Here is a 16,749-nt window from a genome sequence, read left to right on the forward strand (position 1 = left end):
TTTGCTGGAGGATTATGCTTTAGCGCTCAATGCGTCGATGACCCACTTGTTGTTGGTATAGGAAATTTCCCTAAGCCTTAAACGATCCTTCGATTTTGGTCCATTATTCTTAATGATTTGCTTGAACTTGCTCCAATCGGGCTGCTTGTATTGCCAAATGCCTGACTCCTGGTCAAAATGCATCGTTTCATCTGGCAGCTTCAAACCAAGCGACAGGACCCTTGGAATATATTTTGTGAAAAAGTCCTGGCGGAGCTCCTCGTTTGTTTTCGTTCTGATCCTGTATTTGATGGTTGTGTCCTGTTTGGAAGTTCCAGTAGTAGACGCATCTGCAGGACCGAAGAACATAAGAAGCGCTTCCCACCATCGGTCCAACGAATCCTGGATCATCGCTTTCTGCTCGTCTGTTCCTTCTGCAAGCGCCATGATGATCGCCTCACCGTGCTGGGCGTGGAAAACCTCCTCGGCGCAGATTCGCTTCAACGCTCTAGCGTATGGCCCATATGATGCATCAAGCATATTCGTCTGCGATATAATGGCTGCACCATCGACAAGCCAGCCAATCAATCCGGCATCTCCCCAGGTTTTTGCTTCCATATGGAAGACATTGTGGAATTTCAAGTCGCCTGATAGCAAATCCTGAATGATGTTCTCGCGTGATTTTCCAAGCGGCTTCATCAAATCTTCCGCCACTCTTAACAGCAGTTGTCCGTGTCCCATTTCATCCTGCACCTTCGCCATGATCCCCAGTTTTCTTTTCAAAGAAGGAGCTTTTGGCACCCATTCCTTTTCGGGGAGCGCACCCATTATTTCACTGATGCCGTGCATTGAAATAAGCTTGATCAGTGTCATTCGATAGTCATCCGGCATCCAATCTTCAGCCTCGATTTTATCGCCAGCTTCAATCCGGCTCATAAAGTGCTCATATTTAGCCTCTTCGCTCAGTAGCTCGAAGGAAATTGTGTTTTCCATGCTGCCTTACCTCCTTAGATTTAAGTTCCAATCGCTTCCTTTGTTTTATCAACAATCCGCACTGCCTTCCCTTCAGAGCGCGGTATTGTTTTTGGACGATGCACCCGTACCTCCATCGATATCAGACACTGGCTCCTGAGCAATGATTGAATCCTTTGCTCAAGTTGGTAAACCGAATCCGAAATCGGATCCGCCCCGATCACTGTGAAATATTCCTCATTCATCTCAACATGCAGCTCAAGAACTTTTAACGTACGCTTCTGTAAAATCTGAATCTGGTAATGAGGGGCAAGTTCAGGTACTGTCAGCAGGCAATGTTCAATCTGTGATGGGAACACATTAACGCCATTGATGATCAGCATGTCATCGATTCTTCCTTTGACTCGGGACATTCTCACTGTCGTCCGTCCGCAGCTGCATTTTTCCTTCGTCAGGGAAGCAATATCCCCCGTACGATAGCGGATGACCGGAAAGGCTTCCTTCGTCAGGCTTGTGAATACCAGCTCCCCTTCTTCTCCCTCAGGAACAGGTTTTAACGTTTCAGGGTCAATTACCTCAACTAAAAAATGATCTTCGGCAACATGGAGTCCCTCCTGGGCTTCATGGCATTCACTTGCGACACCAGGCCCGATCACTTCGCTGAGCCCGTAGATGTCACATGCCCTGATTCCCAGTTTTTCTTCGAGCGTCTTCCTCATTTCTTCTGACCAAGGCTCAGCCCCGAAAATACCGTATTTCAATGAAGTTTCGCGTGGGTCCATGCCCATTTCCTCCATCGTTTCAGCGATATTCAGAATGTAAGAAGGTGTCCCGCAAATGACCTGCGGTTTAAAATCTTCAATCAACATGATTTGTCTCTGGGTGTTGCCGCCGGAAACTGGTACAGTAACCATCCCCAACTGTTCACTTCCGTAATGCAGGCCCAACCCGCCGGTGAAAAGGCCATAACCATAAGCATTATGCAGAAAATTGCCCGCTTCACCGCCGCCAAGAGCAATCGCCCTGGCGACAATCTCTCCCCACATTTCTATATCATTCTGTGTATAGCCAACCACAGTCGGCTTGCCGCTTGTTCCCGATGAAGCGTGTACCCTGACCAATTCACTTTGTGGAACAGCGAAAAGCCCGAATGGATAGTGATTGCGCAGATCTTGCTTCTCTGTGAAAGGAAGCGCTTCCAAATCTTCCAGACTATTTAGCCTATCAGGCGAAAAATTCGCATCCTCAAATTTCTTTTTGTAAAATGGCACCCTTTGAGCAACTTTCTCCACTACTGCCTTGAGTCTTTGAAGTTGGAGTTCTTCTATGGACTCACGACTGCTCGTTTCAATTTCATGTAGAATCAAGATTACGCCCCCTGCAATACATAAAATTTTATTTATATAACGTTATATAACCGTAACACTATAAATGTGTTATATATTTTAAAACAAAGATAACGTGTATATAGGAAAAAGTCAATTATTTTTCTGAAAACTTTAATTTTTACTGAAGAAAATCTAGTTGCAGAAGGTAAAAGAAGTGATTGTGGTGATTTTTATATGATTATTGGGAAAATCTTTAGCGGGTGTGAGAGAATTCCTGGTGATTTTACTAAGGCTCTTTTCTCAAACTTTGTTGTTATTGACTACAATGCAGAAATTGAATGACCTATGTTTCTTCACAAAATTAAATCTTATTACTGAGAAAAGAGCTTGCACACTTAATACCGAACTACAAAATGGCTTTTATCACGTTAAAATCGGCTTTAGGATTTTAACAACAATCTTTTAGAAAACTACCTTTACTAAGGAGGTTAAGATCGTAGTGAGTACTATTTTAAGCGTGTGACCACAAAAGACGCTTTCTCTCCAGCTTATGTCCCTTTTCAGGTATAAAAACGACCTCCTGACAGAGTCAGGAGGCCAATTTGTTCTATTAATACATGCTCATATACTGTTCGCGTTCCCATGGGTGAACTTGTGTACGGATTATGCTCTATCCTGCGTTTATTATTCTTAGGGTATCTCAAAAGTTTATATAATAGGAAAATATAAATGAATTGTTTCACTTACAAGCATATGTTTTTTCGAATCCTGGGGCAGTTTTGGGGCAGTACAAAAATATTAGGGTCAAGTTAGTAAATCAACTTGGCCCGATTTTTATCCAATTTTAATCTTTACTTCTCTATCCTGTTTCCTCTTTTCCTCTACTCCTTTCACTGTGTTTACAAAGTCGGTAAAGTTTTGTGCCTGGAATATCTTAAACGGATATTCATCATCAATAGCATATCGCTGTTCAGAAAGAATCAGAATATGAGGGAATGGTTTAGCAACTATGCTGCCATGGTATAAATCTAAATAACGCTCTATTTTTTTTTCCCATCAATTTATCTGAATATATTGTCCTCTGTACCTCTATGAAGAAGCCTGTGCCTCTATACATGCAATAGATATCAGGTTCAGCCCCTATACCCTTCATTCCGTATTTAGGCTCCACCCAGAAGCTTTCTAATTTACCTAACTTCCTCATTTCCTTGTACACTTTCAAAATCGCTAGAAAATGCCCTATTTTCGCGCTGTTCTGCTTCATGGATACCTCGGGTCCAAAGTATACAAATGGAGTAAATGAGGTAGAACGCTGAATCTGTCCGTCACGCAATAATCGTAATAGGACATTGTTGGCAGCATACTTGGGATTCTTCAGCCCCGCAAAGTGCAATTCGGCTATACTGTCCCGAGCCATTACCCTGAATCGATTCAAGTCTTTAATTATCGCTTTATCTCTGTCGGTTAGCATAAGAACACATCCTCTTCAGTTAAGTGTTTAGGTTCTTTCTTTGGAATCTGTGGGTTAATTTCTTTTACAGGTTTTGATATACAGAAATCATTTAGCAGCTTCTTAGCATCTTCCAATTCCAGATTAGGTGCTTGTAGGTTATAGACTTATCAGCGTTCATTATGAAATATCTATTATTTTACAACTGATTGGAAATGAATTACACTACTATTTAAAATGATGAATTCACAAAAATTCCTTTATGTTGTTTATAAAAAAAGAAAGGACTTTACAAAAGTCCTTCCTGTTAAATCAGTGTAAATAAAATTTTCAGTTTTTAGGAGTGAAGTTTTGATATTTACTATTAAGCGTATATTTTTTAGTTAATATTGCTTCTCCCTCGGTTTTTAAAATTGTTAGGAATGTATCAGCAATGTATGGATCAAATTGCTTGCCTTTATTCTCCTCGATTTCTTTGATTACACAATCGAAATCCTTTTTATTTTTATAAATTCGCCTTGATGTCATGGCATCGAAAGCATCAGCAAGAGCCATTATTCTAGCTACGAAGGGAATTTCGGCACCCTTTAATCCCTCGGGATATCCCTTTCCGTCATACCTTTCATGATGGTATAAAACCATATCTAAAATCCCGTTTTTCTGAAAGGATGTAACATGCTTTATAGATTTATATCCGATAAATGGATGTTGTTTTATAACGTCATATTCCTTAAGTGTTAATTTTGATGGCTTGTTTAAAATTTTCTCATCAATACCTATTTTTCCTAAGTCGTGAATAAGACCTCCAAGATAAATATCATCGCAAATCTTCTCGCGTAAACCTAATCTCTTGGCAATAATTTTCGCATAAAAGGCTACACTTTCCGAATGAGTTGCTGTATAGGGGTCCCGAGAGTCAATTGATTTTACTAAAGCTGTTGTTACCTCAAGGAGATTAGTTTTTTGTTTTAAATTTCCTTTTACCAGTGTTGAAACGGCTAAACCAACAGTGAAGTATGTAAACCATTGAAATAGAGAACCCTCAACTTCTGGCCAACTTGAAAGAATAAAATGGAATCTGTATATAGCGAGTAACCCACTTTGGATAATCAGCACTATTATACTTCTAAAGACAACCCCTAAAAAAATCATAATGACAGTTAACAAACCTAGGTAATTATTGAAACATATGGAAGTTAAATATAAAGCAATTAAAATAAGTAAATAGATAACAATTCTATATTTCACTAAAGACTGTAACCAACGGGGAGATAACGAATGATCATGGTATATATTTTTCATTATCTTGCTACTTCTTTCTTGTCATTAGATGAAGGGACTATAGCAACATTATTCAATATCGACTGGATATGTTGAAAATGTGGCTTAACAACGAAATCCATTGCACCTAATCTCAAACAATCTAATATTATACTTTGTTGTCCGAGAGATGAAACCATTACAATACGAGCATCTAGATCGTATTCCTTTATCTTCTTTAGTGCTTCTATGCCATCCATAATTGGCATTGTAATATCCATAAAAACAATATCTGGTTTGTTTTCCTTATAACTCATAAACGCCTCTTTACCATTCTTTGCTTCACCAGTGACTTGAAAGATTTCATTGTTGATTAATCGTCTTAGCCAAGCTCTTAAAAATGTAGAGTCATCGGCTAATAATACAGAATACATGTTAAAAACACCTTTCACATTAATTCAGGCAAATTGGAAAGGAAAGATTGATATTCACGTTTCTGGCAACCCGGCCACCATGACAGAAAAAATAGACTGTTTTAGGTCCGAAGCTTTGCGTCTTTTACTTTCGTAAAATTTGCCCTTCTCGAATGTTATCACAATATGTCAGTTTTTAGAAGATTTTGTTAGAATTTTTTAGTCATAACATCCTATTTAATCTCGCGCTTTTTTAGATAAAAAGACCTATTGTTGAATTAAATTTCTATGTAAGGGTAGTAAAACAAATATAAGGGTTGAATAAAATTTGAGGTGAACCAGCTAATGAGATCAATTAAACAAATTGCTGCTGTTTATGAAAAAATAATTAATTCAAATTTGCCGAGTCGAGTAAAAACCATTAAATTAAAGGCACTTTCTGCAGAAATAAGAAGGACTTATAAAATACCAAACAAGGATTATTCATCCATTGAAAGAGTAAATCCCGAAATAATCTCATTATACCGAACAATTTTATTGAGTATTGATCAATATTCAGTTCTATAGAATTCGAATTATTTTAAGGTATTAAATCTTGAACTTACTCATCGCCTTATCCATACTGTCTTGGTTGACACCAATATAGCGTAAAGTGATGTGTGGGGAACTATGATTAAAAATTCCCTGCAGCATTGCTACATCCTTTGTCTGGTTATAGAAATGATAACCAAAGGTTTTCCTAAGTGTATGAGTACCAATTTCCTCAAGACCATACTGCTCAGCTACCTGCCTCAATATTTTATATGCCATACTACGTCCAATGGGCTTATCCCTGCCTTCCCTGCTCTTGAATAGGTATTCCTCGTCATCTTTTCCTTCCAAGTAGTGCTTTAGCTCTCTTTTTAAATATTGAAGCGTGCTGGCATTCCTTCTTTGCCAATCCATTCTACAAAACACACACATGCAGTTCTTTGCCTCGAGGCCGGCATGAGCATGAAGGAGTTGCAGGAACGACTAGGTCACGGAAGTGAAAGGATAACCTCCGATGTGTATGCTCACGTTTCGAAGAAGATGGAGCAGGTAGCAATCGAAAAGTTCGAAGAGCAAACGAAAAACCTTTTTTAAATTCTGGGGCAATTCTGGGCAGTTTGTACACCGATAGGAAATCGCCCCAAAAAGAAAAACCCTCAATACCAGTGGTATCAAGGGTTATTATGATTAATACATGCTCATGTACTGTTCGCGCTCCCATGGGTGAACCTGAGTACGGAACATATCCCACTCAATCTCTTTTGCTTCGATGAAGTGTTCGAGGATATGGTCGCCAAGTGCTGAACTGATTACTTCGTTCTTCTTCAGCTGGTCGAGAGCAGCTGCCAATGTTGGCGGCAGATCATCGATTCCTTCTTCTACACGCTCTTCTTTGTTCATCACGTAGATGTTGCGGTCTACTGATGCAGGAGGAGCCATTTTGTTCTTAATTCCGTCAAGGCCTGCTGCAAGCAATACTGCCATTGCAAGGTACGGGTTAGCTGCAGGATCGACGCTGCGGACTTCAACGCGTGTACTCAAGCCGCGTGATGCAGGAATACGGATCAATGGTGAACGGTTTTTAGCAGACCATGCAACGTAGCAAGGAGCTTCATAACCAGGCACAAGACGCTTATAAGAATTCACAGTCGGGTTTGTTACAGCTGTGAATCCAGAAGCATGCTTCAATGTTCCAGCGATGAACTGGTACGCAGTTTCGCTTAGCTCAAGCTTTTTATCGGATGGATCATAGAATGAGTTCTCGCCGTTGCGGAACAGGGACATATTGCAGTGCATTCCGGATCCGTTTACGCCGAACAATGGCTTTGGCATGAAGGTTGCGTGCAGACCGTGTTTACGTGCAATTGTTTTAACAACAAGCTTGAAAGTCTGAATCTGGTCACAAGCTGTCAAAGCATCTGCATATTTGAAGTCGATTTCGTGCTGCCCAGGAGCAACCTCATGGTGAGATGCTTCAATCTCGAAGCCCATTTCTTCAAGCTCAAGAACGATATCGCGGCGGCAGTTTTCGCCAAGATCGGTTGGTGCAAGGTCGAAGTAACCGCCATTGTCATTCAATTCAAGTGTAGGCTCGCCGTTGACATCGAGCTTAAACAGGAAGAATTCCGGTTCTGGTCCAAGATTGAAGTTTGTAAAGCCAAGCTCTTCCATTTCCTTTAGAATACGCTTAAGGTTACCGCGCGGGTCGCCTGCAAATGGTGTGCCATCAGCATTTTTGATATCACAGATCAAACGTGCAACCTTGCCTTTTTCAGCTGTCCAAGGGAAGATTACCCATGTATCTAAATCAGGAATCAGGTACATGTCAGATTCTTCAATACGAACGAAGCCTTCAATGGAAGATCCGTCGAACATCATTTTGTTATCTAGCGCTTTTTCAAGCTGGCTGATTGGAATTTCAACGTTCTTGATTGTTCCTAAAATATCAGTGAACTGCAAACGAATGAATTTTACATTTTCTTCTTTTGATAAGCGAATAATGTCTTCTCTTGTAAACGTCTTAGCCATTGTTAAAGTTCCTCCTAGAATTTAAATGATAGATAATTTTTGGATTACTAATGAAAAAATCTCGACATGTCTCCGTGATTGCCAGATCGGTTAAAGCGTCCTGCCTGCTGAAGTTCTTTGCGAAGCAATTTCCGCAGATCTGCATCAGATAGCTCCCGTCTCGTTTTTTCAGCTTGTTTTTTCTCAGCAGCACTAATGGCCGTCTGTTGTTTAACATTAAAAATTTGCTTGATGCCTGCCATGTTGACTCCCTGGTCGATCAAATCTTTGATCTCGAGGAGCTTGTCAATATCGTTTAAGGAAAAGAGTCGTTTATTGCCCTCTGTTCTTGCCGGAGAAATCAATTCATGCTCTTCATAGTATCGGATTTGCCTAGCGGTCAAATCTGTCAGCTGCATGACAATCCCAATGCTAAAGAGCGGCATATTCCGGCGAATTTCACTTCCGCCCATGATGATTTCTCCTCCTTCCTTTTAAGATACTCTCATTATATTCAATGTAAGGTATGATGTCAAATATATGTTAGATAATCTAACATGAAAAATCATAAAAAAAAGAACAGGACTTATTTAGAAAGCGTCCTGTTGTATATTTACCTATTTTATATGAATTAAACCTTTTTCGATTAAAGAATCGATTGCAATACATACGGCCATTTTCACATGGGAATAGGTTAAGCCCCCCTGTACGTACGCGACATACGGCGGTCTGATCGGTCCATCAGCGGTTAACTCTATGCTCGCTCCCTGGATGAATGTACCAGCAGCCATAATCACATCATCCTCATATCCCGGCATATAAGCAGGATGTGCAGTTACATGAGAATTGATTGGCGAAGCATACTGAATAGCCTGGCAAAAAGCAACCATCTTATCCCGGTCGTCAAATTGGACCGCCTGAATTAAATCAGTCCGTTCGGCATTCCATTTAGGCGATGAATTCATCCCTAAACGTTCCAGCATTGCGGCTGTGAAAACAGCACCCTTCAAGGCCTGTGCGACAATATGCGGTGCCATGAAGAATCCCTGGTACATTTCCTGCAATGAATATAATGAAGCGCCAGCCTCTGCACCGATACCTGGAGATGTCATCCGGTAGGAACATGCCTCGACAAGCTCCTCCTTGCCTACGATGTAACCGCCTGTCTTGGCAATCCCGCCGCCGGGATTTTTAATCAAGGAGCCAGCCATCAGATCTGCACCAGCATGGCATGGTTCAAGCTCTTCAACAAATTCCCCGTAACAGTTATCAACAAATACAACGACATCGGATTTGATTTCTTTTACAAACCTCACCATTTCACTGATTTGCTCAACGGTAAAAGACGGCCTCGTCGCATAGCCTTTTGAACGCTGGATACCGATCATTTTTGTTTCAGGCTTGATCGCTTTTTCGACGGCAGCCCAATCAATCTCTCCTTTATTTGTAAGATCCACAGTATTATAGGAAATTCCAAATTCCTTCAATGATCCGTTTCCGGTACCGCGTATCCCGACAATCTCTTCAAGAGTGTCATAAGGTTTTCCAGTGATGTATAACAACTCATCGCCAGGCCGGAGAATCCCAAATAGCGAAATCGAAATCGCATGAGTTCCGGAGATGATTTGCGGGCGGACCAGCCCGGCTTCAGCACCAAACACCTCTGCGTAAATCTTTTCGAGGGTTTCCCTGCCGGCATCATCATAGCCGTAACCTGTAGTCGGGATGAAATGGGAATCACTCACCCGATGTTTCTGGAAACTCTGCAATACCCTGAATTGGTTTGAGTCAATCCGCTCATCGATTTTCTTGTGCACATGTGCAATTTGCTGCTCAATTTCGCTGACAAGCGGCTGCAGCATCTGCCCGTTTTTAAGTTGTTTAAACATGTTGCTCTCCTATCTTTATAAATGCATGTTCTTATTGTTAAAATCCTAAAGCCGGTTTTAACGTGATAAAAAGCCATTTTGTAGTTCGGTATTAAGTGTGCAAGCTCTTTTCTCATTATTAGAGTCAACTTTGAAAGAAACATGGTCATTCAATCCTGTTTTGTATTCAGTAGCAACAAAGTTTGAGAAAAGAGCTTTATAAAAGGCTGTTCTCGTAAAGATTATTGTTAAAATCCTAAAGCCGATTTTAACGGGATAAAAAGCCATTTTGTAGTTCGGTATTAAGTGTGCAAGCTCTTTTCTCATTATTAGAGTCAACTTTGAAAGAAACATGGTCATTCAATCCTGTTTTGTATTCAGTAGCAACAAAGTTTGAGAAAAGAGCTTTATAAAAAATCAATTTATACTGAGAAGCGTTTCAGCTGGCCGGTAATTTGGTGGTCTGCCAAAGAGTAGCCCTTGCAGACATAGCCCAGCTTATCTTCATCAAAAGCAAGCTCACGAAGAATGGTCTCATTTTTCAGCTGCGCGAGCAGTTTCCCCTCATCGGACGGCACGAGGACATGAAAAGGCTCCATCATTCCAATGATGGACTGTTCAATTTTCAGAAGCAAATTCCTGCGGTCTTCCTCGCTGAACGCGCTGATAAACGCCGTTTCATTTTGGGCATTTGGCACGAAATCCTGGTGGGCAATGTCCCGCTTGTTATAGACGGTAATCTGAGGGATTTGGTGGACTTCAAGATCCTCCAGCAATTTATTGACAGTTTGTTCATGTGAAAAATAATCTTCATTAGACATGTCCACTACATGCAGAAGTAAATCCGCCTCCCGAACTTCCTCCAGTGTGGAACGGAAAGCTGCGATCAAGGTGGTCGGCAAGTCCTGGATGAAACCAACTGTATCTGTCAGGAGAGCCGTAAAGCCGCTTGGTAAAATCGCTTTTCTTGTCATTGGATCCAGGGTAGCGAATAATTGATTTTCCTCAAAAGACTCTGCTTCTGTCAACCGGTTAAAAAGCGTCGATTTTCCTGCGTTCGTGTATCCGACTAAAGCAATCTGGAACGTTTTGTTCTTCTTCCGGCGCTCCCGGTAGCGGTCACGGTGCTGAACAATGACTGACAATTGCGTTTTAATATCGTCGATACGTTTGCGGATGTGCCGGCGGTCTGACTCCAGCTTTGTTTCACCAGGCCCTCTTGTCCCGATTCCGGCACCAAGACGAGACATTTCGATTCCTTTTCCGCCAAGACGGGGAAGCAGGTATTGAAGCTGAGCAAGTTCTACTTGGAGTTTCCCTTCTTTCGAACGGGCCCTTTGAGCGAAAATATCAAGGATCAGCTGAGTACGGTCGATGACTCTCGCTTTTAAGCCGGCTGAAAGATTGCGGTTTTGGCTTGGCGACAGTTCATCATTAAAAATAATTAAATCCGGCTCGAGCTCCTCCTCAAGTGCCTGAAGCTCTTCCACTTTCCCTTTGCCAATGTATGTAGCAGGATGGACCTTTGGCCGCTTTTGGACAACCTGCATCAGGACATTTCCCTTTGCCGTTTCTGTAAGTGATTCAAGTTCCTCCATTGAATATTGAAAACGAAGATCTTCTTCTTCAGTCGTCTGACAGCCAACAAGAATCACTTTTTCAAATACGTTTTCCTGTTCCAAATAACACCCTTCTTTCCATAAATATAGCTAATGACATCATACCAAATTAAAGCCGCAAACAAAAATTTTGAAAGCAGGGGTAAAAGTAGTTGTAAATTGGAATAAACATGATAAAATCAATATGTTTTCATTTTACTATTTTAGTATTGGGGCAGTATTTTAACAAGAGGAGAAAAACATGATGACATGGGAAGTACTCAGCATGATTGGAACAGTAGCATTCGCGGTCAGCGGTGCAATCATTGCAATGGAAGAAGAATATGATATCTTCGGAGTTTATATATTAGGAATCGTTACAGCATTTGGCGGCGGTGCAATCCGTAACCTGTTAATCGGAGTACCAGTATCAGCAATATGGGAACAGGGGCTATTTTTCAATTTGGCCCTGATGTCGATCACCATCGTTTTTTTATTTCCTGGTAATCTTTTAAAACACTGGCAGCGATGGGGCAACTTTTTCGATGCCATCGGGCTTGCAGCCTTTGCCATCCAGGGCGCGATTTACGCATCAAATATGGGCCATCCTTTAAGCGCCATCATTGTAGCTGCTGTGTTGACAGGAAGCGGCGGCGGAATCATCCGTGATCTGCTCGCCGGCAGAAAACCATTAGTATTGAAGGCGGAAATATATGCAGTCTGGGCTGTTCTTGCCGGACTTGTCATCGGCCTCGGAATGGCTGATAAAGCTGTCGAACTCTATGGACTTTTTGCAGTCATCACAGCACTCCGCGTACTGTCATACACCTACAAATGGCATTTGCCCGTCCGTAAACTGGGAGTACACTAGAAAGCAGAGCTGATTCATGTTGAATCAGCTCTGCTTTTTTTTGGCTGTTTTCGTAAAGATTTTTGTACGTAATATAAAGCTTTTTAGTAGGTCGGTATAAGTTTGCATGCTCTTTTCTCATTTTTAGAGTTAACTTTGCAAAGAAACATAGTTCATTCACTCCTATTTTGCGGTCAATAGCAACAAAGTTGAGAAAAGAGCCTTTTCTGTTTATATAATCTTTCTTCCCATCTGCCCGATAGCGTAATGGATGCCATGCTGCAGTGTCTGGAAGCAATCAAATTTCGATAGATTGATGTTGGACTGGGTGATTTCAATCCCAAGGGTTGATGAAATCCCGACAAGAATTGTTTTTGTACCAATAAGCCTGGCTGCTGAACCAATTTTTTCAATCAGACTGACTGCGTGCGGTCCGATTTCCTGGTCCATACCCGTCAAATCCAGGACGAGATAGCTTGCTTTATAGGATGGGAGTCGATTCAGGGTGTTTACTATCAGCTGATCTGCCCTGTCTTCTTCATATTTTCCGATCAGGGGAACGACGACGATACCCTCTAGTACCGGAATGATCGGAGAGGAAAGCTTATTGACCAGCTCCTTTAGTTCAGCTGTTTTTTCTTCAACAAGGCCTTCGAGTTTCCTGATATGTTCTGATTCTTTCTTTCGTGCCAGCTGGTGGATATTATCAGCGATTGTGACATTTGAAGGGAAGTATTCGATCAGACTGTAATCATTCCCTTCTAACTGATGCTGTTTGATTTTATACCAGATATTTGTATCGAACAGTCCGGAAAAAACTCCAGCATAATGCGCTGGCAGGAACCTCCCTCCCACTTTTTTTCCCTGGGCAACATTCACTTTATGCTCCCAGCTGTCCTTCATGAAAGCTGTGAATGTTTTCGTTTCAAAATCCAAATCCTTTATAATCGTCAACCCCCATCCGGCGGTTGCATATGTATTTGTGATCATGTCAGCAGCTTCAGATACGCTGACTTCTTTCATTTTTTCAAAATATTGGCCAACCACAAGTCCCTGGCGAAACCCAGTTGTTTCAAAAACCAGGTTGGATGCCTCTTCTCCAGAAATCTCTTCAATCGTATCAAAAAAGGTTTTCATTGCTGAAGAAATCCAGAAAAGCACTGCGTCCTGTCCCTCGAACGTAAACTTTCCCGATTTTACATCCCAGCCAAAATCATATCCTGCAATATCATAGTTATACTCATACCCCATAATTGATAGCTCCTTTTTTCTCTATATAATAGTTAAGCACTCATTTTCGATAATGTTTAGTTTTCCCAAAAAAATTCAGGGAAACCCCCTATCTTTACCCTATAGTTACTTCCTTTAAACTCAAATAGAAATGGCAATCGTAGAAACCTTAAAAAAAAATAAGGATCCCAGTAAAACTGGAATCCTCTGTAACTACTTTAAGAATGACATAATTGAATTAGGATCGAAGCCTAATACCCAATTCCCGTTTACATTAGACTGTGGTACACCCATTTGGCCTGTTGCGTTGACCAATCTTTGTGCCGCAATCGGGTCTTTCTGTACGTTCACTTCTTGGTAAGCTAAACCTTTATCATCAAAGAAATTTTTCAGCATCGTGCAGTAAGGACAAGTATTTGTTGTGTAGACTGTAATTTCGTTCATTTTAATATCCCCCAATACATATATTTATATACCTATAGGGGTATATTACCAAACTAAAAAAATAATGTCAACAAAGCTGCTGACATTATTTCCCCCTGGTATCATCTGTAAAGACGAGGTCATTGCTCCGAAGTGTCATTAGTTCGTGCCGATCATACTGATTCTGCATTAATAAACGCATTGCCTGTGCCCGAATGGACTTTTCAATCACGTTGCGGACATAGCGCCCATTCGAAAATGCCGCCGCCCCAAGTGTTGATTTTACATTTACGAGATGCTCCCGCAATTTCCGTTCTGCCTCGTGGCTCAGACTATATTCCCTTTCCTTCAGCATACGCTGGCCGATTTCCATCAACTGATTTATTGAATAGTCAGGAAAATCAATTACGAGCGGGAACCTTGAATGAAGTCCAGGGTTAAGAGTAAGGAAAAATTCCATTTCTCTCGAATATCCGGCAAGGATCAAGATGAATTCATGCTGTTTATCCTCCATATGTTTAACAAGGGTATCAATCGCTTCCTTGCCGAAGTCCTTTTCTCCACCTCGGCCGAGGGAATAGGCTTCATCAATGAACAGGATGCCTCCCATAGCTTTTTTTATCAAATCGCGTGTTTTTTGCGCGGTATGCCCAATATACTCACCAACAAGGTCAGCTCTCTCTGCTTCGATCAAATGCCCTTTCGAAAGAACATTCATCTTAAGGAACAACTTTCCGATAATTCTGGCAACCGTTGTCTTTCCCGTTCCCGGATTGCCCTTGAACATCATGTGGAGAGCCTGTTTTCCAGCTTTCAGGCCCATCTCTTCCCGTTTCTTGTTCACATAGATCCAGGCATAAATCTCTTTGATCATCCTTTTCATTTCTTCCATGCCAACAAGTGTCCCGAGCTCTTCCTCAATTTCCTTTAAAGCTGCATGCTCCTGCGGGATTGACTTTGGAACCAGCTGCGACTCAGGCAATTCCTTTGTCAACGTCTTCCTTTGCTGCGCGTTCAATACAATACTGATTTGACCGTTGTTTTTCTTACGAAGCGGTTGGTCCAAAGATTTCACCTCTCATTCTGGAAACAGCATACGCATCATAGCTGTATTTGTGATATCCGCCTAAATAGAATACGAAAACATGTATATCACTATAGGAAATTCCCGTTTTAGGATGGCCTCGAATTATTCGACAAGTTCTAGCAGTATTTTTTGCTTTTGTCACAATGTGCGGTTTCCCAAGAAATAAACTTCTATATTTATATGTATTCAGGAAGGTGGAAATTCATTTTCAAATAAACAATTATCGTTTAAAAGAGCAGAAGTGTGACATGAGCCCCTCTAGGAGGATGGAGGTGGTTTAATAAAAGTTTATTTCGCCTTGATCTGTGCCCTTAAGAGGTTGCAATCGCTCAGATAAGGATACCTTTTGACTTGATCGATGCCCTTATACGATGGATTCGCCTGCATAAGGGCACCGTTCCTCTTGATAGATGCACTTATGCGGATGTATTTATCTGCATAAGGGTATCATTTGACTCAAGCAGCTGGCTCATAAAAACCCGAAAAAGAAAAAACCCGCACTAGGCGGGTTTTCTTACTCGTTATTTAATTAGCCTGAGCATCGAAATCAATCTGGACATTCTTTTGCGGCGCGAATGTTGAGATGGCGTGCTTATAGACAAGCTGCTGTTTTCCTTCTGATTCGAAAAGCACGGTAAAGTTATCAAAACCTTTAATCTGACCTCTCAATTGAAATCCGTTCAATAAGAAGACGGTCACATTGATATTGTCCTTGCGGAGTTGGTTTAAATACTGGTCCTGAATGTTCACTTGTTTCATGGGCGGATCCTCCTCTTTTATCTCTATTATTATGTATTCGCTTTTATCTCGAGCTTTCCTTCAATGAACTTGGAAATTTCAGCGAATTTTTTTTCAGCGTCTTTAGACTCTGACATATCAAACCATTCCACATTCATCTTGTTTCGAAACCATGTTAGCTGCCTTTTTGCATACCGGCGGGAATTTTGTTTTAAATTCTCGATTGCGAGCTCCAGGGAAACCTTGCCATCAAAGTAGTCGTAAAGCTCTTTGTATCCAATCGCCTGGATGGACTGGCATTCCCTTAAGCCCTTTTCATAAAAGTATTGGACCTCATCAAGGAGCCCCTGCTTCATCATTAGGTCGACACGGTAATTGATTCTTTTGTATAGCATCTCCCTATCCATTGTCAGGCCTATTAGTGCTGTACTATACAAAAGTTCCGGTGATTGGTTCTCCTGCAGTTCCCCAGCAGTTTTGCCCGTGCAGTGGATGATCTCCAGCGCTCTGATGACACGCCGGACATTATTAGGATGTATACGCGAGGCGCTTTCGGGGTCCGCATCCTTCAATTTACTATGTAAAAATTCCTGACCCTTTGCCTCCGCAGCTTGCTCCAGACTTCGCCTGAAATTAGGGTCAGAAGGTGCATCCGTAAAATGATAATCAAAGATCACTGACTGGATGTATAATCCTGTACCGCCAACAATCATCGGCATCTTCCCGCGAGAGCTGATTTCATCAATTTTCTTGCGGACCTGCTCCTGAAATTCAGCGGTTGAGAAGCTTTCATCAGGTTCCTTGATATCAATTAAATGGTGGGGAATTCCCTCCATCTCTTCCAGGGTGATTTTCGCGGTTCCAATATCCATCCCTTTGTAAATTTGCATGGAGTCACCGCTGATGATTTCACCGTTGAACCTTTTCGCAAGCTCAATGCTCAGCTTCGTTTTGCCAACTGCAGTCGGCCCAATTAACACAATCAATTTCTGTTTTTGTTCCAAAAAGTTTCACA

Annotated in this window: 18 protein-coding genes, 1 pseudogene and 1 riboswitch; of the genes and pseudogenes, 3 read left to right on the forward strand and 16 right to left on the reverse strand. The window is 41.4% G+C overall.

The genetic code is table 11. From position 1 onward, the window contains the following. Nucleotides 1-12: 12 nt before the first annotated feature. From paaA to J7E35_RS03400, 5 genes are all read right to left on the reverse strand, one after another. The gene (gene paaA / locus J7E35_RS03380; RefSeq protein WP_214776965.1) at nt 13-972 is read right to left on the reverse strand and encodes a 1,2-phenylacetyl-CoA epoxidase subunit PaaA; all 960 of its coding nucleotides are present in this window, start codon (nt 970-972) and stop codon (nt 13-15) included. A gap of 20 nt (nt 973-992) precedes the next feature. After that, the gene (locus J7E35_RS03385; RefSeq protein ID WP_214776967.1) at nt 993-2,318 is read right to left on the reverse strand and encodes a phenylacetate--CoA ligase family protein; all 1,326 of its coding nucleotides are present in this window, start codon (nt 2,316-2,318) and stop codon (nt 993-995) included. 961 nt (nt 2,319-3,279) lie between these two features. Continuing rightward, on the reverse strand, nt 3,280-3,750 hold the full coding sequence (locus tag J7E35_RS03390) for a hypothetical protein (protein WP_251040734.1): 471 nt from the start codon (nt 3,748-3,750) through the stop codon (nt 3,280-3,282). 309 nt (nt 3,751-4,059) lie between these two features. Then, a complete protein-coding gene (locus J7E35_RS03395) occupies nt 4,060-4,845 on the reverse strand; it encodes an HD-GYP domain-containing protein (protein WP_214776969.1) in 786 nt (261 codons plus the stop codon). Nucleotides 4,846-5,030: 185 nt separating this feature from the next. Further along, nucleotides 5,031-5,423: a response regulator gene (locus J7E35_RS03400; protein WP_214776970.1), complete on the reverse strand. Its 393-nt coding sequence runs from the start codon at nt 5,421-5,423 to the stop codon at nt 5,031-5,033. Nucleotides 5,424-5,484: 61 nt separating this feature from the next. After that, nucleotides 5,485-5,577, reverse strand: a riboswitch (cyclic di-GMP riboswitch). Nucleotides 5,578-5,747: 170 nt separating this feature from the next. Here J7E35_RS03400 and J7E35_RS03405 point away from each other — a divergent pair. Next, nucleotides 5,748-5,969: a hypothetical protein gene (locus tag J7E35_RS03405; protein WP_214776972.1), complete on the forward strand. Its 222-nt coding sequence runs from the start codon at nt 5,748-5,750 to the stop codon at nt 5,967-5,969. 21 nt (nt 5,970-5,990) lie between these two features. On the opposite strand, the pseudogene J7E35_RS03410 reads toward J7E35_RS03405, so the two are convergent. Next, nucleotides 5,991-6,308, reverse strand: a pseudogene (locus J7E35_RS03410) (tyrosine-type recombinase/integrase); the annotation flags it as partial. Between the two features lie 27 nt (nt 6,309-6,335). On the opposite strand from J7E35_RS03410, the gene J7E35_RS03415 reads away from it, so the two are divergent. Then, nucleotides 6,336-6,527 carry a tyrosine-type recombinase/integrase gene (locus J7E35_RS03415; protein ID WP_251009426.1) on the forward strand — a complete coding sequence of 64 codons (192 nt, stop codon included), beginning with the start codon at nt 6,336-6,338 and terminating at the stop codon, nt 6,525-6,527. A gap of 93 nt (nt 6,528-6,620) precedes the next feature. Here the strand turns inward: J7E35_RS03415 and glnA are convergent, their stop codons facing one another. The 5 genes from glnA to hflX form a co-directional block, all read right to left on the reverse strand. After that, nucleotides 6,621-7,961: a type I glutamate--ammonia ligase gene (gene glnA / locus J7E35_RS03420; protein ID WP_214776975.1), complete on the reverse strand. Its 1,341-nt coding sequence runs from the start codon at nt 7,959-7,961 to the stop codon at nt 6,621-6,623. Nucleotides 7,962-8,008: 47 nt separating this feature from the next. Further along, nucleotides 8,009-8,413: a MerR family transcriptional regulator gene (locus J7E35_RS03425; RefSeq protein WP_102262287.1), complete on the reverse strand. Its 405-nt coding sequence runs from the start codon at nt 8,411-8,413 to the stop codon at nt 8,009-8,011. Nucleotides 8,414-8,557: 144 nt separating this feature from the next. Beyond that, nucleotides 8,558-9,829, reverse strand: a complete 1,272-nt coding sequence (locus J7E35_RS03430) for a methionine gamma-lyase family protein (RefSeq protein WP_214776977.1) — start codon at nt 9,827-9,829, stop codon at nt 8,558-8,560. A gap of 57 nt (nt 9,830-9,886) precedes the next feature. Then, nucleotides 9,887-10,135 (reverse strand): hypothetical protein, encoded by a 249-nt coding sequence (locus J7E35_RS03435; protein WP_214776979.1) that lies wholly within the window; start codon nt 10,133-10,135, stop codon nt 9,887-9,889. 95 nt (nt 10,136-10,230) lie between these two features. Next, nucleotides 10,231-11,490 carry a GTPase HflX gene (hflX, locus tag J7E35_RS03440; protein ID WP_214776981.1) on the reverse strand — a complete coding sequence of 420 codons (1,260 nt, stop codon included), beginning with the start codon at nt 11,488-11,490 and terminating at the stop codon, nt 10,231-10,233. Nucleotides 11,491-11,671: 181 nt separating this feature from the next. On the opposite strand from hflX, the gene J7E35_RS03445 reads away from it, so the two are divergent. Continuing rightward, the gene (locus J7E35_RS03445; protein ID WP_214776983.1) at nt 11,672-12,277 is read left to right on the forward strand and encodes a trimeric intracellular cation channel family protein; all 606 of its coding nucleotides are present in this window, start codon (nt 11,672-11,674) and stop codon (nt 12,275-12,277) included. A gap of 210 nt (nt 12,278-12,487) precedes the next feature. Here the strand turns inward: J7E35_RS03445 and J7E35_RS03450 are convergent, their stop codons facing one another. The 5 genes from J7E35_RS03450 to miaA all read right to left on the reverse strand — a co-directional run bounded on the left by J7E35_RS03450 (nt 12,488) and on the right by miaA (nt 16,738). After that, nucleotides 12,488-13,507, reverse strand: a complete 1,020-nt coding sequence (locus J7E35_RS03450; protein WP_214776985.1) for an STAS domain-containing protein — start codon at nt 13,505-13,507, stop codon at nt 12,488-12,490. Nucleotides 13,508-13,699: 192 nt separating this feature from the next. Further along, complete coding sequence (locus J7E35_RS03455) at nt 13,700-13,930, reverse strand: glutaredoxin family protein (RefSeq protein WP_214776987.1); 231 nt, start codon at nt 13,928-13,930, stop codon at nt 13,700-13,702. A gap of 85 nt (nt 13,931-14,015) precedes the next feature. After that, on the reverse strand, nt 14,016-14,975 hold the full coding sequence (spoVK, locus tag J7E35_RS03460; RefSeq protein ID WP_214776989.1) for a stage V sporulation protein K: 960 nt from the start codon (nt 14,973-14,975) through the stop codon (nt 14,016-14,018). A gap of 546 nt (nt 14,976-15,521) precedes the next feature. Then, entirely contained in the window at nt 15,522-15,755 is a 234-nt protein-coding gene (hfq, locus tag J7E35_RS03465) for an RNA chaperone Hfq (protein ID WP_214776991.1), read from the reverse strand. Between the two features lie 29 nt (nt 15,756-15,784). After that, nucleotides 15,785-16,738 (reverse strand): tRNA (adenosine(37)-N6)-dimethylallyltransferase MiaA, encoded by a 954-nt coding sequence (gene miaA, locus J7E35_RS03470; protein ID WP_214776993.1) that lies wholly within the window; start codon nt 16,736-16,738, stop codon nt 15,785-15,787. Nucleotides 16,739-16,749: the final 11 nt, after the last annotated feature.

It is taken from the genome of Bacillus sp. ISL-45, from assembly GCF_018613195.1.
Taxonomy (GTDB): Bacteria; Bacillota; Bacilli; order Bacillales; family Cytobacillaceae; genus Mesobacillus.

Excerpts from the sequence above, each read along its gene's own strand:
- paaA (WP_214776965.1), bottom strand. The coding sequence starts at position 972 with ATGGAAAACACAATTTCCTTCGAGCTACTGAGCGAAGAGGCTAAATAT.
- J7E35_RS03390 (WP_251040734.1), bottom strand. The coding sequence starts at position 3,750 with ATGCTAACCGACAGAGATAAAGCGATAATTAAAGACTTGAATCGATTC.
- J7E35_RS03400 (WP_214776970.1), bottom strand. The coding sequence starts at position 5,423 with ATGTATTCTGTATTATTAGCCGATGACTCTACATTTTTAAGAGCTTGG.
- J7E35_RS03405 (WP_214776972.1), top strand. The coding sequence starts at position 5,748 with ATGAGATCAATTAAACAAATTGCTGCTGTTTATGAAAAAATAATTAAT.
- glnA (WP_214776975.1), bottom strand. The coding sequence starts at position 7,961 with ATGGCTAAGACGTTTACAAGAGAAGACATTATTCGCTTATCAAAAGAA.
- J7E35_RS03425 (WP_102262287.1), bottom strand. The coding sequence starts at position 8,413 with ATGGGCGGAAGTGAAATTCGCCGGAATATGCCGCTCTTTAGCATTGGG.
- J7E35_RS03430 (WP_214776977.1), bottom strand. The coding sequence starts at position 9,829 with ATGTTTAAACAACTTAAAAACGGGCAGATGCTGCAGCCGCTTGTCAGC.
- J7E35_RS03435 (WP_214776979.1), bottom strand. The coding sequence starts at position 10,135 with ATGAGAAAAGAGCTTGCACACTTAATACCGAACTACAAAATGGCTTTT.
- J7E35_RS03445 (WP_214776983.1), top strand. The coding sequence starts at position 11,672 with ATGACATGGGAAGTACTCAGCATGATTGGAACAGTAGCATTCGCGGTC.
- J7E35_RS03450 (WP_214776985.1), bottom strand. The coding sequence starts at position 13,507 with ATGGGGTATGAGTATAACTATGATATTGCAGGATATGATTTTGGCTGG.
- J7E35_RS03455 (WP_214776987.1), bottom strand. The coding sequence starts at position 13,930 with ATGAACGAAATTACAGTCTACACAACAAATACTTGTCCTTACTGCACG.
- hfq (WP_214776991.1), bottom strand. The coding sequence starts at position 15,755 with ATGAAACAAGTGAACATTCAGGACCAGTATTTAAACCAACTCCGCAAG.